The 15584-nt window shown below is 66.5% G+C and carries 17 protein-coding genes and 1 tRNA gene; 11 read left to right on the top strand and 7 right to left on the bottom strand.

Annotation, left to right across the window (positions count from 1 at the left end; all coding sequences use genetic code 11):
• Positions 1 to 97: 97 nt before the first annotated feature.
• A complete protein-coding gene (locus tag ACLBWX_RS01275; protein ID WP_447675282.1) occupies positions 98 to 289 on the top strand; it encodes a hypothetical protein in 192 nt (63 codons plus the stop codon).
• 21 nt (positions 290 to 310) lie between these two features.
• Here ACLBWX_RS01275 and ACLBWX_RS01270 read toward each other — a convergent pair whose 3' ends face one another.
• The gene (locus tag ACLBWX_RS01270; protein WP_447675281.1) at positions 311 to 1645 is read right to left on the bottom strand and encodes an adenylate/guanylate cyclase domain-containing protein; all 1335 of its coding nucleotides are present in this window, start codon (positions 1643 to 1645) and stop codon (positions 311 to 313) included.
• Positions 1646 to 1723: 78 nt separating this feature from the next.
• Positions 1724 to 2209: an MmcB family DNA repair protein gene (locus ACLBWX_RS01265; RefSeq protein ID WP_447675432.1), complete on the bottom strand. Its 486-nt coding sequence runs from the start codon at positions 2207 to 2209 to the stop codon at positions 1724 to 1726.
• A gap of 206 nt (positions 2210 to 2415) precedes the next feature.
• Between ACLBWX_RS01265 and ACLBWX_RS01260 the strand changes: the two genes are divergently transcribed.
• Positions 2416 to 2844 (top strand): hypothetical protein, encoded by a 429-nt coding sequence (locus tag ACLBWX_RS01260; RefSeq protein WP_447675280.1) that lies wholly within the window; start codon positions 2416 to 2418, stop codon positions 2842 to 2844.
• Between the two features lie 6 nt (positions 2845 to 2850).
• Here the strand turns inward: ACLBWX_RS01260 and ACLBWX_RS01255 are convergent, their stop codons facing one another.
• Positions 2851 to 3636, bottom strand: a complete 786-nt coding sequence (locus ACLBWX_RS01255; protein WP_447675279.1) for a cobalamin-binding protein — start codon at positions 3634 to 3636, stop codon at positions 2851 to 2853.
• A 6-nt stretch (positions 3637 to 3642) separates the two neighbouring features.
• Positions 3643 to 4164, bottom strand: coding sequence for a DedA family protein (locus ACLBWX_RS01250; protein ID WP_447675278.1), 522 nt, complete (start codon positions 4162 to 4164; stop codon positions 3643 to 3645).
• A 151-nt stretch (positions 4165 to 4315) separates the two neighbouring features.
• Between ACLBWX_RS01250 and pdxY the strand changes: the two genes are divergently transcribed.
• The 3 genes from pdxY to ACLBWX_RS01235 are packed head-to-tail and all read left to right on the top strand — an operon-like array spanning position 4316 to position 6818.
• On the top strand, positions 4316 to 5164 hold the full coding sequence (gene pdxY, locus ACLBWX_RS01245; protein WP_447675277.1) for a pyridoxal kinase PdxY: 849 nt from the start codon (positions 4316 to 4318) through the stop codon (positions 5162 to 5164).
• A 48-nt stretch (positions 5165 to 5212) separates the two neighbouring features.
• Positions 5213 to 6109 carry a PhzF family phenazine biosynthesis protein gene (locus ACLBWX_RS01240; RefSeq protein ID WP_447675276.1) on the top strand — a complete coding sequence of 299 codons (897 nt, stop codon included), beginning with the start codon at positions 5213 to 5215 and terminating at the stop codon, positions 6107 to 6109.
• A complete protein-coding gene (locus ACLBWX_RS01235; protein WP_447675275.1) occupies positions 6102 to 6818 on the top strand; it encodes an NUDIX hydrolase in 717 nt (238 codons plus the stop codon). The genes ACLBWX_RS01240 and ACLBWX_RS01235 overlap by 8 nt, the downstream gene beginning before the upstream one ends.
• Here ACLBWX_RS01235 and ACLBWX_RS01230 read toward each other — a convergent pair.
• A complete protein-coding gene (locus tag ACLBWX_RS01230) occupies positions 6809 to 7138 on the bottom strand; it encodes a hypothetical protein (RefSeq protein WP_447675274.1) in 330 nt (109 codons plus the stop codon). The two genes, ACLBWX_RS01235 and ACLBWX_RS01230, sit on opposite strands and share 10 nt — an antisense overlap.
• A 215-nt stretch (positions 7139 to 7353) precedes the next feature.
• On the bottom strand, positions 7354 to 7839 hold the full coding sequence (locus tag ACLBWX_RS01225) for an SRPBCC family protein (protein WP_447675273.1): 486 nt from the start codon (positions 7837 to 7839) through the stop codon (positions 7354 to 7356).
• A gap of 562 nt (positions 7840 to 8401) precedes the next feature.
• On the opposite strand from ACLBWX_RS01225, the gene ACLBWX_RS01220 reads away from it, so the two are divergent.
• Together ACLBWX_RS01220 and ACLBWX_RS01215 are read left to right on the top strand one after the other, a co-directional pair.
• Positions 8402 to 9979 (top strand): 2-isopropylmalate synthase, encoded by a 1578-nt coding sequence (locus tag ACLBWX_RS01220; RefSeq protein ID WP_447675272.1) that lies wholly within the window; start codon positions 8402 to 8404, stop codon positions 9977 to 9979.
• A gap of 103 nt (positions 9980 to 10082) precedes the next feature.
• A tRNA-Lys gene (locus tag ACLBWX_RS01215) sits at positions 10083 to 10158 on the top strand.
• A gap of 210 nt (positions 10159 to 10368) precedes the next feature.
• Here ACLBWX_RS01215 and ACLBWX_RS01210 read toward each other — a convergent pair.
• Positions 10369 to 10479 (bottom strand): DUF4113 domain-containing protein, encoded by a 111-nt coding sequence (locus ACLBWX_RS01210; RefSeq protein WP_447675271.1) that lies wholly within the window; start codon positions 10477 to 10479, stop codon positions 10369 to 10371.
• 166 nt (positions 10480 to 10645) lie between these two features.
• Here ACLBWX_RS01210 and ACLBWX_RS01205 point away from each other — a divergent pair, with 166 nt between their 5' ends.
• The 4 genes from ACLBWX_RS01205 to hsdR all read left to right on the top strand — a co-directional run bounded on the left by ACLBWX_RS01205 (position 10646) and on the right by hsdR (position 15583).
• On the top strand, positions 10646 to 10825 hold the full coding sequence (locus ACLBWX_RS01205) for a hypothetical protein (RefSeq protein ID WP_447675270.1): 180 nt from the start codon (positions 10646 to 10648) through the stop codon (positions 10823 to 10825).
• Positions 10826 to 11066: 241 nt separating this feature from the next.
• The gene (locus ACLBWX_RS01200; RefSeq protein WP_447675269.1) at positions 11067 to 11603 is read left to right on the top strand and encodes an ImmA/IrrE family metallo-endopeptidase; all 537 of its coding nucleotides are present in this window, start codon (positions 11067 to 11069) and stop codon (positions 11601 to 11603) included.
• A gap of 39 nt (positions 11604 to 11642) precedes the next feature.
• Positions 11643 to 12719, top strand: coding sequence for a hypothetical protein (locus ACLBWX_RS01195; RefSeq protein WP_447675268.1), 1077 nt, complete (start codon positions 11643 to 11645; stop codon positions 12717 to 12719).
• A gap of 425 nt (positions 12720 to 13144) precedes the next feature.
• Positions 13145 to 15583: an EcoAI/FtnUII family type I restriction enzme subunit R gene (gene hsdR, locus ACLBWX_RS01190; protein WP_447675431.1), complete on the top strand. Its 2439-nt coding sequence runs from the start codon at positions 13145 to 13147 to the stop codon at positions 15581 to 15583.
• Position 15584 lies beyond the last annotated feature (1 nt).

Raw genomic sequence — 15584 nt, 5'->3', positions numbered from 1 at the left:
GTTCTCCCCTTGCGGTGGCGGAACGCGCCTTGGCTTGCGGCGTTTCTGGTATACTGTATTTCATTGACGACCGTCACCGCATGCCAGGGGTGTCCCGATGAACCGCGCAGTGAAACCGGACCGTCCGATCTGGCCCTCCGTCCCGGACGATGTCCCGTCGCCGCAAACCACGCGCCCGGAGGCCGTCCCGGTTCCCGAGATCGATCCCGCGATCCTCGAACGGCCCAAGGTCGACGAGGCCGCGAGCCAGCGCATCGGCTTCGAGGGCTTCGGGTCGTTCTCGGGCTGAGCGGACGGGAAGCGCGCCGCCTCACGCCACGGAGGCGACCGGGTGCTCCGGCGCCGCGGCATCCGCCGTCCAATCCACCGCGAACAGCACCATGTCGCGGGTGTCGCGGCACTCCGACGGCGGCATTCCGGAGAGGCGCAGCATCGTCCGCGTGGCGGGCGAGAGCAGGCGGATCACTTCGTCCGAAGCCGCCAGGGTCAGGTCGGCGGCCTTCGCCCGGGCCTCGATCCGCGCGAGGCGGTTCATCGCCGTGCCCAGCACCGTGAATTCGGCGCGGTGCCCGTCGTCGAAGACCCCGACCAGCACCTCGCCGGCGTGCAGCGCCATGGTGACGCGCAGTTCCGGGCGCCCGTCCCGGCGCCGGTCCCCGTTCAGGATCGCGAGGCGTGCGACGATGGTCCGGGCGCAGGCCAGCATCGCCTCGGCCTGGGCCTGCGGCCGCCCGACGATGAACTGGGCCAGGATGCCGTCGCCCACGTACTTGTCGACGATGCCGCCGTGCTCGCTCACCGCCACATGGGTCAGGGCGCGGATATCGAGCAGGGCCCGCACCACCTCCTCCTGAGCCTGATCCCGCGAGAAGGCCGAGAAGCCGCGCAGATCGAGGCCGAACAGGCCGGCATGGCGGGACTGGACCGCGCCGACCCCGCCGCCGCGCTCGGCGAGTTCCCCCGCCACCCGGCGCGGCACGAAGCGCGCGAGGCTGGTGCGTTCCCGTTCCATCCGCAGGGCGGTCGTCACCGCCATCTGCAGGCGCCGCACGCCGTCGATCACCACGAGGCTCGCGGCGAGAAAGGTGAGGAGGCCCGGGACCTCTTCATCCAGGGTGACGTGCGGACCGAGGTGGGCACTCTCGGGGGCGAGGTAGGCGAGGAGAATCGTGCCGCCCCAGGCGAGGCTCACCAGCCCCGAGAAGACGGCGGTGTGCCAGACCCGCATGCTGAGCCCGGTCTGGAGCAGGAGGAGGAAGGCCGGCAGCCGGCTCACCGCGGTCGCGGTCTCCTCGGTCTCCACAGCGCCGACCAGCATGTGCTCGACGATGAGGAACAGCGCGACGCCGGCATTCAGCAGGGTCGCGGTCCAGGCCAGCCAGTCCGTCCGGGGCTCCGCCCCGCCGTCGCGCCGGGACGCGCGCCAATCGGCGATCCCGAGGCCGAGGGAAAAGACCGCGTAGATTCCGAGTCCGATCCAGTGATGCGCGGAATGGCTCGAGCCGTCATAGCCCTGGGCGGTGGCCAGGAGCACCAGGACGATGACGAAGTAGAGCACCAGAGAGCGGCGGCCCGAGGCCGCCTGGAGCCGTCGCAGGATGGAGGGATCGCCATCGATGGGACGGCGACGGGAGGGCAGACGCATGATTTCGGCCGTCGCTGAAGGGAGCGTGGCTCCTTACCATGCCGGGCCGCCGACGCAGCGGCGACGATTCGCCGTGGCTCAGAGCGCGCCTTCGCGGATGGCGCCCGGATCGGCCAGCGCGTGCAGGAGGCGCGCCGCGCTGTGGGCGAAGCGCAGGGTCACGGCCTTGCGCCGGGGGCCGCTCAGGGGATGGTCCGCCGGGTCGCGTAGGATCGCGGCGCCGAAGCCGTCGGCGACGATGAGGCCGGCATCCTCCGGCGTCAGGGTGGTGGAGAGCGTCTCCGGGATCGCGAAGTAGAAGCGATCGCAATAGTCGCGGTAGTCCGGCCATTTCCGGTCCGCCCGGAAGTCGGCGACGCTGGACTTGATCTCCACGATGGTGAGGCGTCCGGCCGGACACAGGGCGATGAGGTCGGCGCGCCGGCCGTTCGCCAGGGAGAATTCCGGGATGGTGACGTGGCCGAGTTCGGCGAACAGGCGCCGGACGCCGCGCTGGACCTGGAGCGCGGTCGCCGACTGACGCCGGTCGGGCGGAAGGATCACGGACGCGAGGGCTGCTGACATACGGCTCTGATGCATCGGAACGGTGTCCCGAATCGGGACCGTCGCAAGGAAATCAGCCGCCGCGCGGCTTGTCACCTGCGACCCCTTTGCCGCTGCCGGGGTGGAGTGACCGCCCGGTTCGTGGCACCCATCGCGGCGGAGCGGATACGGGGGAGGCGGGCCTGCCGGAGAACGGTATCGCAACGCGGGATGCGGCGGCCGCCCGGGTGGCGCGCGAACTGGGGCGGCTGGAAGCGCTGGCCGCACGGCGGCGCCTGCGGGTGCGCCTCCTGCGGGCCGCGCGCGGCCTCCTCGGCGGTGGCGCGATCCTGGCGGCCCTGATCAAGCTCAAGGTCGCGGGTTCCCTGGCGCTGAAGCTCGGGATCGCCGCGCTGGTGGCCCTCGGCCTGGCCTGGCCCTTCGCCGTCCTGGCGGTTCTGCTGCTCGTCGGCTTCGTCGTGTCCCTGGTGAGCCTGTTCGAGGGCGGTGCCCTGGACTGTCCCGACGCTGCGTCCTGCGACGGCTGCGAGCGCCGGGAAAAGCGGGCCGCCCGCCTGCGCCACCTCATCGCCCGGCGCCGGGCCTGGCTCACGGCCCCGTCGGGGCCGGCCCCGAGCGCGCGCCGGCGCGAGGCCGACCCCCTGCCGGCCGCGTGAAACGCCTCAGGGGCCGTCCCGCAGGGCGGCGCGGATCGCGTCGAATCCGTCCGTGAGGGCGGCGGGTCCCGGCTGGAGGATGAGCGGCGACTTGATCTCGTGGATGCGCCCGGCCGCCACGGCCGGGATCGCGTCCCATCCCGGGCGGGCGCGGATGCGCTCGCGGTTCACCCGCTTTCCGCACCACGAGGCGAGGATCACGTCGGGGCGTGCCGCGATCACCGCCTCCGGGCTCACGATCCGGTCCCGGGCCGCCGCCTGTCGGCTGAGCTCGGGGAAGACGTCGTCGCCGCCGGCCGCCGCGATCAGGTCCGAGACCCAGCCGATGCCGGAGATCAGCGGCGCGTCCCATTCCTCGAAATAGACGCGCGGACGCGGCCGCCCGGCGCTCTCCAGCGCCGCCTCGGCGATCCGGTCGGCGAGCCGCGTCGCCAGCGCGTCGGCCTCGGCCGGCACGCCGGCCAACGCGCCCACCGTCCGGATCATCGCCAGGCAGCCGGCGAGGTCGCGCTGGTTGAACAGGTGCACGGCGATGCCGGCCCGGGCGAGGTCGGCCACGATCTCCGCCTGCAGGTCGGAGAAGGCGAGCACGAGGTCGGGCGTGAGGGCCAGGATCTTGGGCAGGTCGGCGCTGGTGAAGGCCGAGACCCGCGGCTTCTCCCGCCGGACCCGGGCCGGGCGCACCGCGTAGCCCGAGACGCCGACGATGCGGTCCTCCTGGCCGAGGAGGTAGAGCGTCTCCACCGTCTCCTCCGTCAGGCAGACGATTCGCTCGGGCGGAAACCGGCGCACGGCGCCTCAGCCCTTCAGGTAGCCGAGGAGCCCGGCCCCCGGCGCCAGCATGAGGAAGGCCCAGGCCAGAGCCGAGGTCACGTTGGCGATCTGGAACGGCAGGCGCTTCACCCCGAAGACCCCGGCGATCAGCGGCACCACGGCCCGGGCCGGCCCGATGAATCGCCCGATCAGGATGCCGCCGGCCCCCCACTTGCGGCAGAACTCCTCGGCGCGGGCGACGATCGCGGGATAGCGCCGCATCGGCCACATCTGCTTGGCGCCTTCTTTGTAGTAGTGCCCGAACTCGTAGGAGACCCAGTCGCCGAGGGCCGCCCCGAGGGCACCGGCGAGCATCACGGGCCAGAACGGGATGCCGACCGACCCCATCAGCGCGCCGATTCCGAGCAACAGGAAGGTGGCGGGCACCAGCAGCGACAGGAAGGCCAGGGACTCGCAGAACGCGAGCACGCCGACGATCAGCGGTGTCCAGCCCTGGTTCGCCTCCACGAAGGCGAGGGTGCTCGTGCGGATTGCGTCGAAGTCCATGGGTCTCGCTTGAGGTTCGGCGCCTCCCTGTGACCGAGGGCGCGGATCGGGGCAAGCGCGTCGGGCGCCGGCGGGGGTGCGTCGGGACGGAAAACCGGGTTAAGGGCTGGCGCCACCGCTGCTTCGCCGCGCGACCTCGGGAGATTCCGCCATGAACATCCTCTCGATCCAGTCCCACGTCGCCTTCGGCCACGTGGGCAACGCCTCTGCGGTGTTTCCGATGCAGCGCCTCGGTGTCGAGGTCTGGCCGATCCACACGGTGCAGTTCTCCAACCATACCGGCTACGGCGCCTGGCGCGGGCGGGTCTTCGACGGCCCGGCGATCGAGGATCTCGTGGCCGGCATCGCCGAGCGCGGCGTACTCGGGACCTGCGACGGGGTGCTCTCGGGCTATATGGGCTCGGCCGATATCGGCACCGCCATCGTGCGGGCGGTGGCGTCGGTGCGGGCGCTGAACCCGCAGGCGCTCTACGCCTGCGACCCCGTGATGGGCGACACCGACCGCGGCATCTACGTGCGCCCGGGCATCCCCGAATTCATGCGCGAGCAGGCGGTGCCCGCGGCCGACATCGTGACCCCCAACCAGTTCGAGCTGAACCACCTCTCGGGCCTGCCCACGGGCACCCTCGACGAAGCCAGGCGCGCGGTGGCCTCGGTCCAGGCCCTCGGACCCCGCGTCGTCCTCGTCACCTCGCTGATCACGAACGACACGCCCGACGACGCCATCGACCTCCTGGCCGGGGAGGGCGGCCATTTCTGGCGCCTGCGCACCCCGCGCCTGCATCTCGACGTGAACGGCGCGGGCGACGCCATCGCGGCCCTGTTCCTGGTGCACTACGCCCGGACGCGCTCGGCCGCCCTGGCCCTTGGGATGGCCGGGGCCTCGGTCTACGGCCTCCTGCGCCGCACCGCCGAGGCCGGCTCGCGCGAGATCCTCACGGTGGCGGCCCAGGACGAGTTCGTGACGCCGAGCGAGACGTTCCCGGTGGACAGCGTCTAAGGTGATCCCTCGCTCAGCGTCACGCTTGCAGAGCCCGGAGACTTCGCCATGCCACGCCGCTTCGTGACCCTCGACGTCTTCACCGACACGCCGCTGACCGGCAATCCCCTCGCCGTCGTGCTCGATGCCGAGGGGCTCGACACCGCCGCGATGCAGGCCCTGGCGGCCGAGTTCAACCTGTCCGAGACGGTGTTCGTGCTCCCGCCCGAGGCGCCGCGGCACCGCGCCCGGATGCGCATCTTCACCCCCGCCTCCGAACTGCCCTTCGCCGGGCATCCCACCCTCGGCACCGCCATCCTCCTCGCCCTGCGCGACCAGCGGGCGGGACTCGCCGACGCGCTGGCCTTCGGGCTCGAGGCCACGCTGGGGACGCTCGCCTGCGTCGTCGAGCCCGGGGAGGGGCGCGGCACCGGGCGCTTCAAGATGCCGGTCCTGCCGGAATACCTGGGGGAGGGTCCCGAGGCGGATCGGGTCGCCGCTGCCCTGGGCCTGGAACCGGGCGAGATCGGCTTCGCCCGCCACGCGCCGAGCCGGCACCGGGCGGGGCCGGCCTTCCTGTTCGTGCCCCTCGCGAACCCGGCGGCCCTCGACCGTGCCCGCGTGGTGCCCGCCGCCCTCGACGAACTCGGGTCGCCCGCGGCGCTCTACTGCTACACGCCCGATCCCGAGGGCCTCGGCCATCGCTATCAGGCCCGGATGTTCGCGCCCCATCTCGGCGTGCCCGAGGACCCCGCGACCGGGTCGGCGGCGGCGGCCTTCGCCGGCGTGATGATGCAGTTCGAGCCCCTCGGCGACGGCGAGCACGACATCGTCCTGCGCCAGGGCGTCGCCATGGGCCGGCCGAGCACGATCGGGGTCCAACTCGTCATCGAGGCCGGCGCCCTGCGCTCGGTGGAGATCAGCGGGGCGGCGGTTCTGGTGAGCGAGGGCACGCTGCTTGTCTGACGGCTTCACGCTGACGCCGCTCCGGCGGATCGAAGCCCGGCTGGTGCCCTGCGACTGGACCTGGGCCCGCGACCAGGCCGGGGCGATCGCCGAGACCTGGGCGGCCCGGCGCGCCGAACGGCCGGACCTGTTCGACGGGCCGGTGCTCCTCGCCCGCGACTGCCGCATCGACGGATCGACCTGCGCGATCGACCTGTTCGAGGTCGCCTATTCCCAGTTCCTCGCCTTCCGCCTCGCCGGGTCCCCGGATCCGGCCGTGACCAACGCCTTCGCGGCGGTGGTGCCATGGAGCGCCGACGGCGCGGCCGTTCTCGGCATCATGGGCGGACACACCGCCAATGCCGGGCAGATCTATTTCGCCTGCGGAACCCCCGATCGAGCCGACCTCCGCGACGGCGGCCGCGTCGACCTCGCCGGCAGCGCCGGACGGGAGTTCCTTGAGGAGACGGGCCTGACCCTGCCGGCCGGCGCACCGGAAGAGTGGGTCCTGGTCTCGGGCCAGAGCCAGCGCGCCTTCCTGCGTCCGGTGCGCTTCACCGAGACGGCCGGGGCGCTGCAGGCCCGGATGGAGGCGCATCGCCTGAGCGAGGCCGCGCCGGAACTCGCCGGCTTCGCCGTCGCGCGCGGCCCGGACGACCTCGATGCCGCCCGGACGCCCGGGTTCGTGCGGGCCTATCTCGCCCGCGCCTTCGCGGGCGCTCAGCGGTAGCCGTAGCGCGCCTTCGCGGCCCCGAGCAGGCTCAGCGCCTCGCGCTCGCGGCCGCCCGCGCAGGCATCGGCGGCGTTGCGCAGGTCGGCGCTGAAGCGCTCGCCCACGGGCGGGTTGAGATTTCCCGTGGCGACATCGCTGTCGACCACCGCCTGGGTACGGGCGATGACGGGGCCGCAGCCATTGCCCTGCGGCAGTGGCGCCGCGACCACGGGAGCGGCCGCGACGGCGGCCGCGGGCGGCGCCGAGGCGGTGGGCTTGCAGGCGCCGAGCAGGGCGGCGGAGAGAAGGGCGGCGACGGCGAGGCTGACCCGGGACACGGCGGCTCCTGACTGTAACCGTGCCGGCAAACGGCACAGCTTGATCCGGGGCGGTTTTGCGCCGTGCGCTCCGGCCGGTCAATCGGGCGCCGCCGAACCAACCCGCGCGGGGAGGGCGGCCACGGCGGCCGCCCTCGGTCTCGGTCCGGTGACGTGGGTCCGTTTCCTTGGATCCGTTTCCTTGGATCCGTTTCCTCGGACCAGTGTACTCGGATCTACTTGGACTTGTCGGCGATGGCCTTGAGGCCCGAATCGTAGATGCCCGAAACGGCGTCGATCGCCACGGCGTCCGGGGCACCCTTCGCCTTGAAACTGCCGGTCCAGTTCACCGTCGAGCCCGAACCTTTCGGCATCACCGAGATCGTCGAGGAATAGTCGCTCACCGGCAGCGGGCCCGAGACGATGGCATAGGTGTAGGACATCGCCTTGTCGTCGCGCTTGGTCTGCGACTCGACGATGGTGCCGCCGCCCTTGAGGCTCAGGGTCCGCAGGGTCTTGCCGCCGTCCTGCGACAGCACGCACTTCTCGATGGCCGGATGCCACTGCCCGATGCCGCAGAAGTCGCCGATCGTCGCCCAGACCTTGGCCGGAGGCGCGGCGACGTCGATGGTCTTGGCGGCATCGAGTGCCAGCACCGGGGCCGTTCCGGCGAGCAGGGCGAGGGTGGGCAGGGCCAGGGTGCGCGACAGCATCCGCGACATGGTGGGGGATTCCTTCCAGATTTTTTCTTGCGTGGACGGACTGATTTCGCCGCCGGATCGTATTCGATCCGTCAGCGAAGCTAGGCGGAGCGGCCCTCACGGCAATGCGTCCGACCCAAACGATCGCGAATTCCGCGGATACCTTGTGGGGAACCGGCTCTGATTGCCGGATCCGGTCCCTTTCGACCGCCGGGAGGGCCGCGGCGGTCTCGGTGCCGAACCTTGTCAAGCCGGCTGCCAGCGGCTAGGTAAACCGCCTTCGCAAGCGTTCGCGCGCCGCCGCGGCGCGCCCTTGCCTCTCGGGAGAGACGAGCCTTGGCCAGCGCCGGCTCCACGCGCAGCATCACCGACGCCGCCTTCGCGGCCGCCCGGTCGCGCGCGTCTCTTGCCGCCCTGCTGCTCCTTAGCCGCCCCTGAGGGCCGTCCGGGCGCGTGCGCCTGGGCTCTCAGGGGCGTGCCGTTCGCGAAGGCCGGCGCCGACACCGTGGCGCCTGGCCCGGACCCCTTCGATCTTCAGGGCGCCGCGTCCCTTCCCGGACCGCGCCGCGACAGGACATCCGCCATGACCACCTCACCGACTCCGGCCCCCGAAGCCCGCACGAAGGACCGCGTCCTCATCTTCGACACCACCCTGCGCGATGGCGAGCAGTGTCCGGGTGCGACCATGACCCTCGACGAGAAGCTCGCTGTCGCCGAGCTCCTCGACACGATGGGCGTCGACATCATCGAAGCGGGCTTCCCCATCGCCTCGAACGGCGACTTCGAGGCCGTCGCCGAGATCGCCCGCCGGTCCAAGCGCGCCACCGTCGCGGGCCTCGCCCGTGCGATCCCCGGCGACATCGCCCGGGCCGGCGAGGCGGTGCGGCAGGCCAGGCGCGGCCGCATCCACACCTTCGTGTCGACCTCGCCGATCCACCTCGCGCACCAGATGCGCAAGTCCGAGGACGAGGTGGTCGAGATCATCCTCAAGACCGTGTCCCAGGCCCGCGACCTCGTCGCGGACGTGGAATGGTCGGCGATGGACGCGACCCGCACGCCGATCGACTATCTCTGCCGCTGCGTCGAGGCGGCGATCCGCTCGGGTGCCACCACCATCAACCTGCCCGACACCGTGGGCTACGCCACGCCCGACGAGTACCGCCGGATGTTCCAGGATGTCCGGAACCGGGTGCCGAACGCCGACAAGGCGATCTTCTCGGTGCATTGCCACGACGATCTCGGGCTCGCCATCGCCAACTCCCTGGCGGGGGTCGAGGGCGGCGCGCGTCAGGTCGAGTGCACCATCAACGGCATCGGCGAGCGCGCCGGCAACGCCGCCCTGGAGGAGGTCGTCATGGCGATCCGCACCCGCGGCGACGTGTTGCCCTACGAGACCGGGATCGAGACCACGATGCTCACCCGCGCCTCGAAGCTCGTCAGCCACGCGACCAACTTTCCCGTGCAGTACAACAAGGCGATCGTCGGCCGGAACGCCTTCGCGCACGAGAGCGGCATCCACCAGGACGGCATGCTCAAGCACACCGAGACCTACGAGATCATGACCCCGGCCTCGGTCGGCGTCGCCAAGACCTCGCTGGTCATGGGCAAGCATTCGGGCCGGGCCGCCTTCCGTTCGAAGCTGGACGAGCTCGGCCTCGTGCTGAGCGACAACCAGCTCCAGGACGTGTTCGAACGCTTCAAGGCGCTGGCGGACCGCAAGAAGCACGTCTACGACGAGGACATCGAGGCGCTGGTCGACGAGAACCTCGCCACGGCACACGATCGCATCCGCCTGGTCTCCCTGTCGGTGATCGCGGGCACCCGGGGTCCGCAGCGGGCGACCCTCAAGCTCGACATCGACGGCCGCGTCGTCACGGAGGAGGCCGACGGCAACGGCCCGGTGGATGCGGTGTTCAACGCGATCCAGGCCCTGGTGCCCCACGCGGCCGACCTCGAACTCTACCAGGTCCATGCGGTGACCGAGGGCACCGATGCCCAGGCGGAGGTCTCGGTGCGCCTGAAGAGCGGCGAGCGCAGCGTCACGGCGCGTGGCGCCGACCCCGACACCCTGGTCGCCTCGGCCCGTGCCTACCTCTCGGCCCTCAACAAGCTCGAGGCCTGGGCGGTGCGCCTGCACGCCCAGAGCCCGGCCTCGGTTTAGCCGAGAAAAGAGCGCCCCGGGGGTGGACACCCCCCGGGGCGTTTGCTATCAGCCCCCTCGTCGCGGCGGACTTGGTGGGCCGCAGCGACCGCCGCAAGGCGTTGGGTGCATAGCTCAGTTGGTAGAGCAGCTGACTCTTAATCAGCGGGTCCAAGGTTCGAACCCTTGTGCACCCACCAAACATCTCAACCACTTATATTGTTTTGCAGCCCAGCTTCCCTAAGGTTGGGCGGCAATTGGGCGGCATTAGCTTGATGCCCGACCCCTTCAGTGCTGAACATCCCTTCCAACGTATCCGGTCGCATGACTTCGGATGCCTCATTAAGCCAAGCTGTTGTGCTTATGGTCAATAAGGACCGGCACGTTCAGCAAGTAGGCGTTGGCTTGTATCAGGCGTGCGCCATCGGTAGCTCGGCCACCTGCGTGGTGTAGCGCGGGCTACGCATCTCGAACTTCGTCGACCACGTGTGCTTCTCCGTGAGCCCAGCCCGAGCCGGCACAACGGCGCGCCCCGGCCGAAGCGCACGTTGCAAACATACATAGCAGCCATCAGCGCTCGCGGCGCATCCTCCAGGCGTTTTAGGTTGGTAATGGCCACACCGGCCTTGCTGTGGCGACAGGGCTGCTCGCCCAGCGTTTCACGCCAAGTAGGCGCTTCGCTGTTGGATGCCCACACTTGCGCTGATGCGCCTCCACACCGAGCGCGTCGCCCTCGACCTCACAGTGCGCCGCGCGCTTCTCGATTGGTCCGGCTGGTGGGTCAGGGTCTACGACAAGAACGGCCGAGTGGCGCTGGCTAAGATGTTCACCGAAGGCCGCGATTATCGCCCGAGCGCACAAGACTGAGAAGCTATGGAGGCAGCCCGGCCAAGCGGTGTGAGCAGCTGCCGGACTCTAGGCGGGAAGGTGAGTGCTCGAATCAGGTAGGAATGGCTCAATCGCTGTGGATAAGTGACAGAAGGCACATCATGACACCTTGTCGCACGTCACTGCTCTCCCCTGTTGATAGGTGTGGATGTAATGTGTGTTCCTCATATGTTCTCATCGCGAGATAAGCAGCGTTCCGCTTCGTGTTAGGGGTGCCCCGGTGAAAGCCGCCGATCCGATCCCGACCCGCCTTCTGAAGGCAAAGGTATACTCAGTGGCTGAGGATGCGGCCGCGCGCCTCAAGTTCAAAGCTGGTGATGCGATGGAGCCTCTTGTCGTGAGACTTGGGGGGCGCATAGAATATAAAACGGCAGAGGTAACTGCAGATAAGCTGCCGGAGTCAATCATTGTGCGTTCCATGAGTGACTTCACGATCTTTCTGCCTAGTGTAACTTCAGCCGTGCGCGATAGATTTACAATTGCACACGAGCTGGGTCATTTGTTCTTGCATTACCCTTTGGTTTCATCGTCAGCGCCAGGCACGGTGATGGTGGCAACCCGCTGGGTCAACGAGAGTAATGAAGCATTACAGCGGGCCGAATGGGAAGCTAATTGGTTTGCTGCCGCTTTTCTCATGCCAGCAGCAGAGTTCAAGCAGGTTTACGAGGCGAGAGGGCGTTCCAGCGACGCAACATCTATACACTTTGGAGTGAGTCCAAAGGCTGCAGAGATACGCGCGCATTCGTTGCGGCTCTAGTTGATGGGTGAGTGCCCCAAGTACCGCGTCCGGCTTTTCATGTCGGTTGATCTCGTTGGATCGACGGCATTCAAGGCTAAGCATGGCGATAGACGTGAAGGTGGCGAGCCTTATCCCGTCTGGTTGAATCGCACGAGGAGTTTTTACCGCCAATTCCCCAACATGATGAATGCGTATTTTAAAGAATACGCGGGCATTTCTGAAGGGAGAGAAAGTTTCAGCGACAGATCGCCAAAAGTTTGGAAGACTGTGGGCGACGAAATTATATTTTGTATTCGTGTAGTATGCCTGGAGCACCTTGCGTGTTGCATTAGAGCATTCACCAAAGCTTTGTCCGCTTATGGTAACCTCATTAACGAGCAAGAGGCGGAGTTGGATGTAAAAGGTTGCGCTTGGATTGCATCCTTCCCGGCACCTAACGCCACCGTGACGTCGGCCAGCCGTTTTTCCCTTGAGCAAACTCAGAGCAGCGTTGGAGATCAGCTCAACGAAGAAGATGAAATGAAAGCTGATATAAATCCCGGTGAGTATGATTTTTTAGGAAAGCAAATAGATACCGGGTTTAGAATATCGAAGTTCGCACAGGCTCATGAGCTGGCACTATCCATCGATCTAGCTTGGCTGCTAACCATGCTAAGGCACATGGATTTGGTCGATTACCACTTTACCTTTCGGGGCAAAGAGCAGCTCAAAGGAGTGATAGGGGGAATGCCATATCCCGTTATTACGGTGCAAACAGAGCGCTCACCAGAAAAGCGTGAGTTAGACTCTTTGGAAAGATCTGTCTCCGGCCTCGAATTTGCGGAGCCTATAAGGTTGAGAAACTACATTCATCAGTTTATGCAGCAAAATAAAATCGAGATACCAATTGTTGCATTAGCTCGAGAAAAGTTCGACGAGGCACAGCTTCCGCAGTGCTACAAAGATTTGACTGCCGCATGGGACATTGGGATTCTCGAAGAGGGGGAACGACAAAAATCAAACGAAGAAGCTGAGGCCTTCGTGGACCCGCATCAGCTAATTCCGCCTTCTCCGGAAGGTCCAGGAAACATAGACGAAATAAATACTGCAATTGACAAATTGGTTGAAGGATATTGGTCAAAGGGTCAAGTTTGAAGGGTTGCTGAGGGTTGCTCGTGCTATGTGATAACCTTTAGCGCGGCGTTGTGGAGTAAACCAACGCGGAACTGAAAGCGAAAGACCTTCGGCGCCGCTGCTGGGTTGATGTGTTTGAAGAGCCGCCAAATTTGCTGCGAAAGAGGCACGCATGTGGCGGGAATACGCGGCCCAGAGCGCACTCTGGACGGCGACTTGCAGATCCACACCTACGACTCGGCCGGCGAGCGCGTGTTCTGTTCCGGAGGTAAGGTGATAGCGTTTGCCCCCTACGCTTAATGGGGCTGAAAAGGCCAGCATAATTAGCGCCGTGATGAGATTGCCACTGCGCCGATCTCATTTGCGGCACTCGGTACGACCCCTACCCGAACGTGGCTATAATCGTGCAACGCCAGCGGTAGGCCGGCGATTCGCGCTCCATGGGAATGAACAAGAAAAGCCTCACCGAAAGGGATATCTGCACCAAGTTCATCCTGCCCGCCATCAAACAGGCGGGCTGGGACGAGATGGTGCAGGTCCGCGAGGAGGTCTATTTCACGAAGGGGAAGATCACCGTTCGTGGCAAACTCGTGAGCCGCGGCAAGGCGAAGAAGGCAGACTTCGTCCTTTACATCAAACCCAACGTCCCGCTGGCGGTCATCGAAGCGAAAGACAACAACCACGGCGTCGGCGACGGCATTCAGCAGGCTCTCGAATATGCCGAGACGCTGGAGGTCCCCTTCGTCTTCTCATCGAATGGCGACGGCTTCCTCTTCCACGATCGCACAGGTGCGAGCCCTCAGACAGAGGTCAACCTGGGGCTGGATGCATTCCCGTCGCCTGACGAGCTTTGGACCCGCTACCGTGCCTGGAAGGGATTGAGCTCCGCGGCTGAGGAACTCGTCCTGCAGGACTATTACGACGACGGCAGCGGCAAGGCCCCGCGCTACTACCAGGTGAATGCCGTCAACGCGGCCATCGAAGCCATCGCCAAAGGCCAGGACCGCGTCCTTCTCGTGATGGCGACCGGCACCGGCAAGACCTACACGGCCTTCCAAATCATCTGGCGGCTGTGGAAGGGTAGCCGCAAGAAGCGGATCCTGTTCCTGGCCGATCGCAATGTGCTGATCGACCAGACGATGGTGAACGACTTCCGGCCTTTCGGTGCGGCGATGGCGAAGCTGTCGACCAGCTCGAAAACGATCGAGCGTAACGACGGCAGCAAAATTGATTTGCCGCTCGCGCTTGACCGCAAACGCCGGATCGACACGGCCTTCGAGATCTATCTCGGCCTGTATCAGGCCATCACGGGCCCAGAGGAGCGGCAGAAGCTGTTCCGCGAGTTCTCACCCGGGTTCTTCGACCTCATCGTCATCGACGAGTGCCACCGCGGGAGCGCCGCTGCAGATTCAGCGTGGCGCGAGATCCTCGACCACTTCTCTGCCGCGACGCAGGTTGGTCTGACTGCGACGCCGAAGGAGACCGAGTACGTTTCGAACACCGACTACTTCGGCCCGCCCGTGTTCACCTACTCGCTTCGCCAAGGCATCAACGATGGCTTCCTGGCGCCCTATAAGGTTGTGAAGGTCCATATCGATCGTGACGTCGAAGGCTACCGCCCTGAGAAAGGGCAGGTCGACCGTGACGGCAACGAGGTCGAGGACCGCATCTACAACGCGAAGGACTTCGACCGCACGCTTGTGCTCGACGATCGAACCATACTGACGGCGAAGAAGGTCACGGAGTTCCTGAAAGAGAGCGGCGACCGCTTCCAGAAAACCATCGTGTTCTGCGTCGACGAAGAGCATGCCGCCCGGATGCGCCAGGCTCTCGTCAATGAGAATATGGATCTATGCGACGCGAACCACCGCTATGTTATGCGGATCACCGGGAGCGACAAGGAAGGCCAGGACCAGCTCGGCAACTTCATCGATCCCGAAGCGAAGTACCCGGTGATCGTGACCACATCCCGGTTACTCTCAACCGGGGTGGACGCACAGACCTGCCGTCTCATCGCGCTCGACCGTGCCGTCGGCTCTATGACGGAGTTCAAGCAGATCGTCGGCCGCGGGACGCGGGTGCATGAGGACACCAAGAAGTACTTCTTCACGCTCATTGATTTCCGAGGCGCGACCAGCCACTTCGCTGATCCGGATTTCGACGGCGATCCTGTACAGATCTATGTGCCTGGCGCTGACGATCCCGTCACGCCGCCTGACGATCCGACGACCTCACCGGACGAGAATCTGACCACGACGCCGGAAGGCGTCGCAAGCGGCGATGATGAGCCAGGCGCTGCCAAGTCAGCTGGGGCAGGTATCATCAAGGTATATGTTGATGGCGTCGGAGCGAAGGTCATCGCTGAGCGCGTCGAGTACCTCGACGAGCACGGCAAGCTGGTGACGGAGACCCTGCGCGATTTTACAAAAGCGGCACTTAAGAAGCGCTTCGCCAGCCTCGACGACTTTTTGAAGCGCTGGAAAGGCGCAGAGCGGAAGCAGGCGATCGTGGAAGAGCTCGCGGCCGAGGGTCTGCCCCTTGACGTCATCGCCGACGAACTGGGCAAGAACCTCGATCCGTTCGATCTAATCTGCCACATCGCCTTCGACGCCAAGCCTCTCACACGTCGGGAGCGGGCCGAGCAGGTCAAGAAGCGGGACGTCTTCACCAAATATGGGGACCAAGCCCGAGCCGTCCTCAATGCCCTGCTTGAGAAGTACCGAGACGAGGGGGTTCTGACCCTCGACGATACCAAGGTCCTCAGGATAGCGCCCTTTGATACGATGGGCACCGTCGTTCAACTAGTTAAGGCATTCGGCGGCAAGGCGGATTTCGAGAGAGCCGTCCACGAGCTGCAAGACGCCATGTACCAGGAAGTCGCGTAAG

It is taken from the genome of Methylobacterium sp. M6A4_1b, assembly GCF_053345175.1.
Note: the sequence above shows the minus strand (reverse complement) of the source record. Positions and strands in the feature narration are given on the sequence as shown.

What these genes read in the sequence shown, in the direction of transcription:
- hsdR (WP_447675431.1), top strand. Translation starts at nt 13,145, where the DNA reads ATGAACAAGAAAAGCCTCACCGAAAGGGATATCTGCACCAAGTTCATC.
- ACLBWX_RS01275 (WP_447675282.1), top strand. Translation starts at nt 98, where the DNA reads ATGAACCGCGCAGTGAAACCGGACCGTCCGATCTGGCCCTCCGTCCCG.
- ACLBWX_RS01225 (WP_447675273.1), bottom strand. Translation starts at nt 7,839, where the DNA reads ATGTCGCGGATGCTGTCGCGCACCCTGGCCCTGCCCACCCTCGCCCTG.
- ACLBWX_RS01265 (WP_447675432.1), bottom strand. Translation starts at nt 2,209, where the DNA reads ATGTCAGCAGCCCTCGCGTCCGTGATCCTTCCGCCCGACCGGCGTCAG.
- ACLBWX_RS01250 (WP_447675278.1), bottom strand. Translation starts at nt 4,164, where the DNA reads ATGGACTTCGACGCAATCCGCACGAGCACCCTCGCCTTCGTGGAGGCG.
- ACLBWX_RS01220 (WP_447675272.1), top strand. Translation starts at nt 8,402, where the DNA reads ATGACCACCTCACCGACTCCGGCCCCCGAAGCCCGCACGAAGGACCGC.
- ACLBWX_RS01205 (WP_447675270.1), top strand. Translation starts at nt 10,646, where the DNA reads ATGCCCACACTTGCGCTGATGCGCCTCCACACCGAGCGCGTCGCCCTC.
- ACLBWX_RS01195 (WP_447675268.1), top strand. Translation starts at nt 11,643, where the DNA reads ATGTCGGTTGATCTCGTTGGATCGACGGCATTCAAGGCTAAGCATGGC.
- ACLBWX_RS01240 (WP_447675276.1), top strand. Translation starts at nt 5,213, where the DNA reads ATGCCACGCCGCTTCGTGACCCTCGACGTCTTCACCGACACGCCGCTG.
- ACLBWX_RS01270 (WP_447675281.1), bottom strand. Translation starts at nt 1,645, where the DNA reads ATGCGTCTGCCCTCCCGTCGCCGTCCCATCGATGGCGATCCCTCCATC.
- pdxY (WP_447675277.1), top strand. Translation starts at nt 4,316, where the DNA reads ATGAACATCCTCTCGATCCAGTCCCACGTCGCCTTCGGCCACGTGGGC.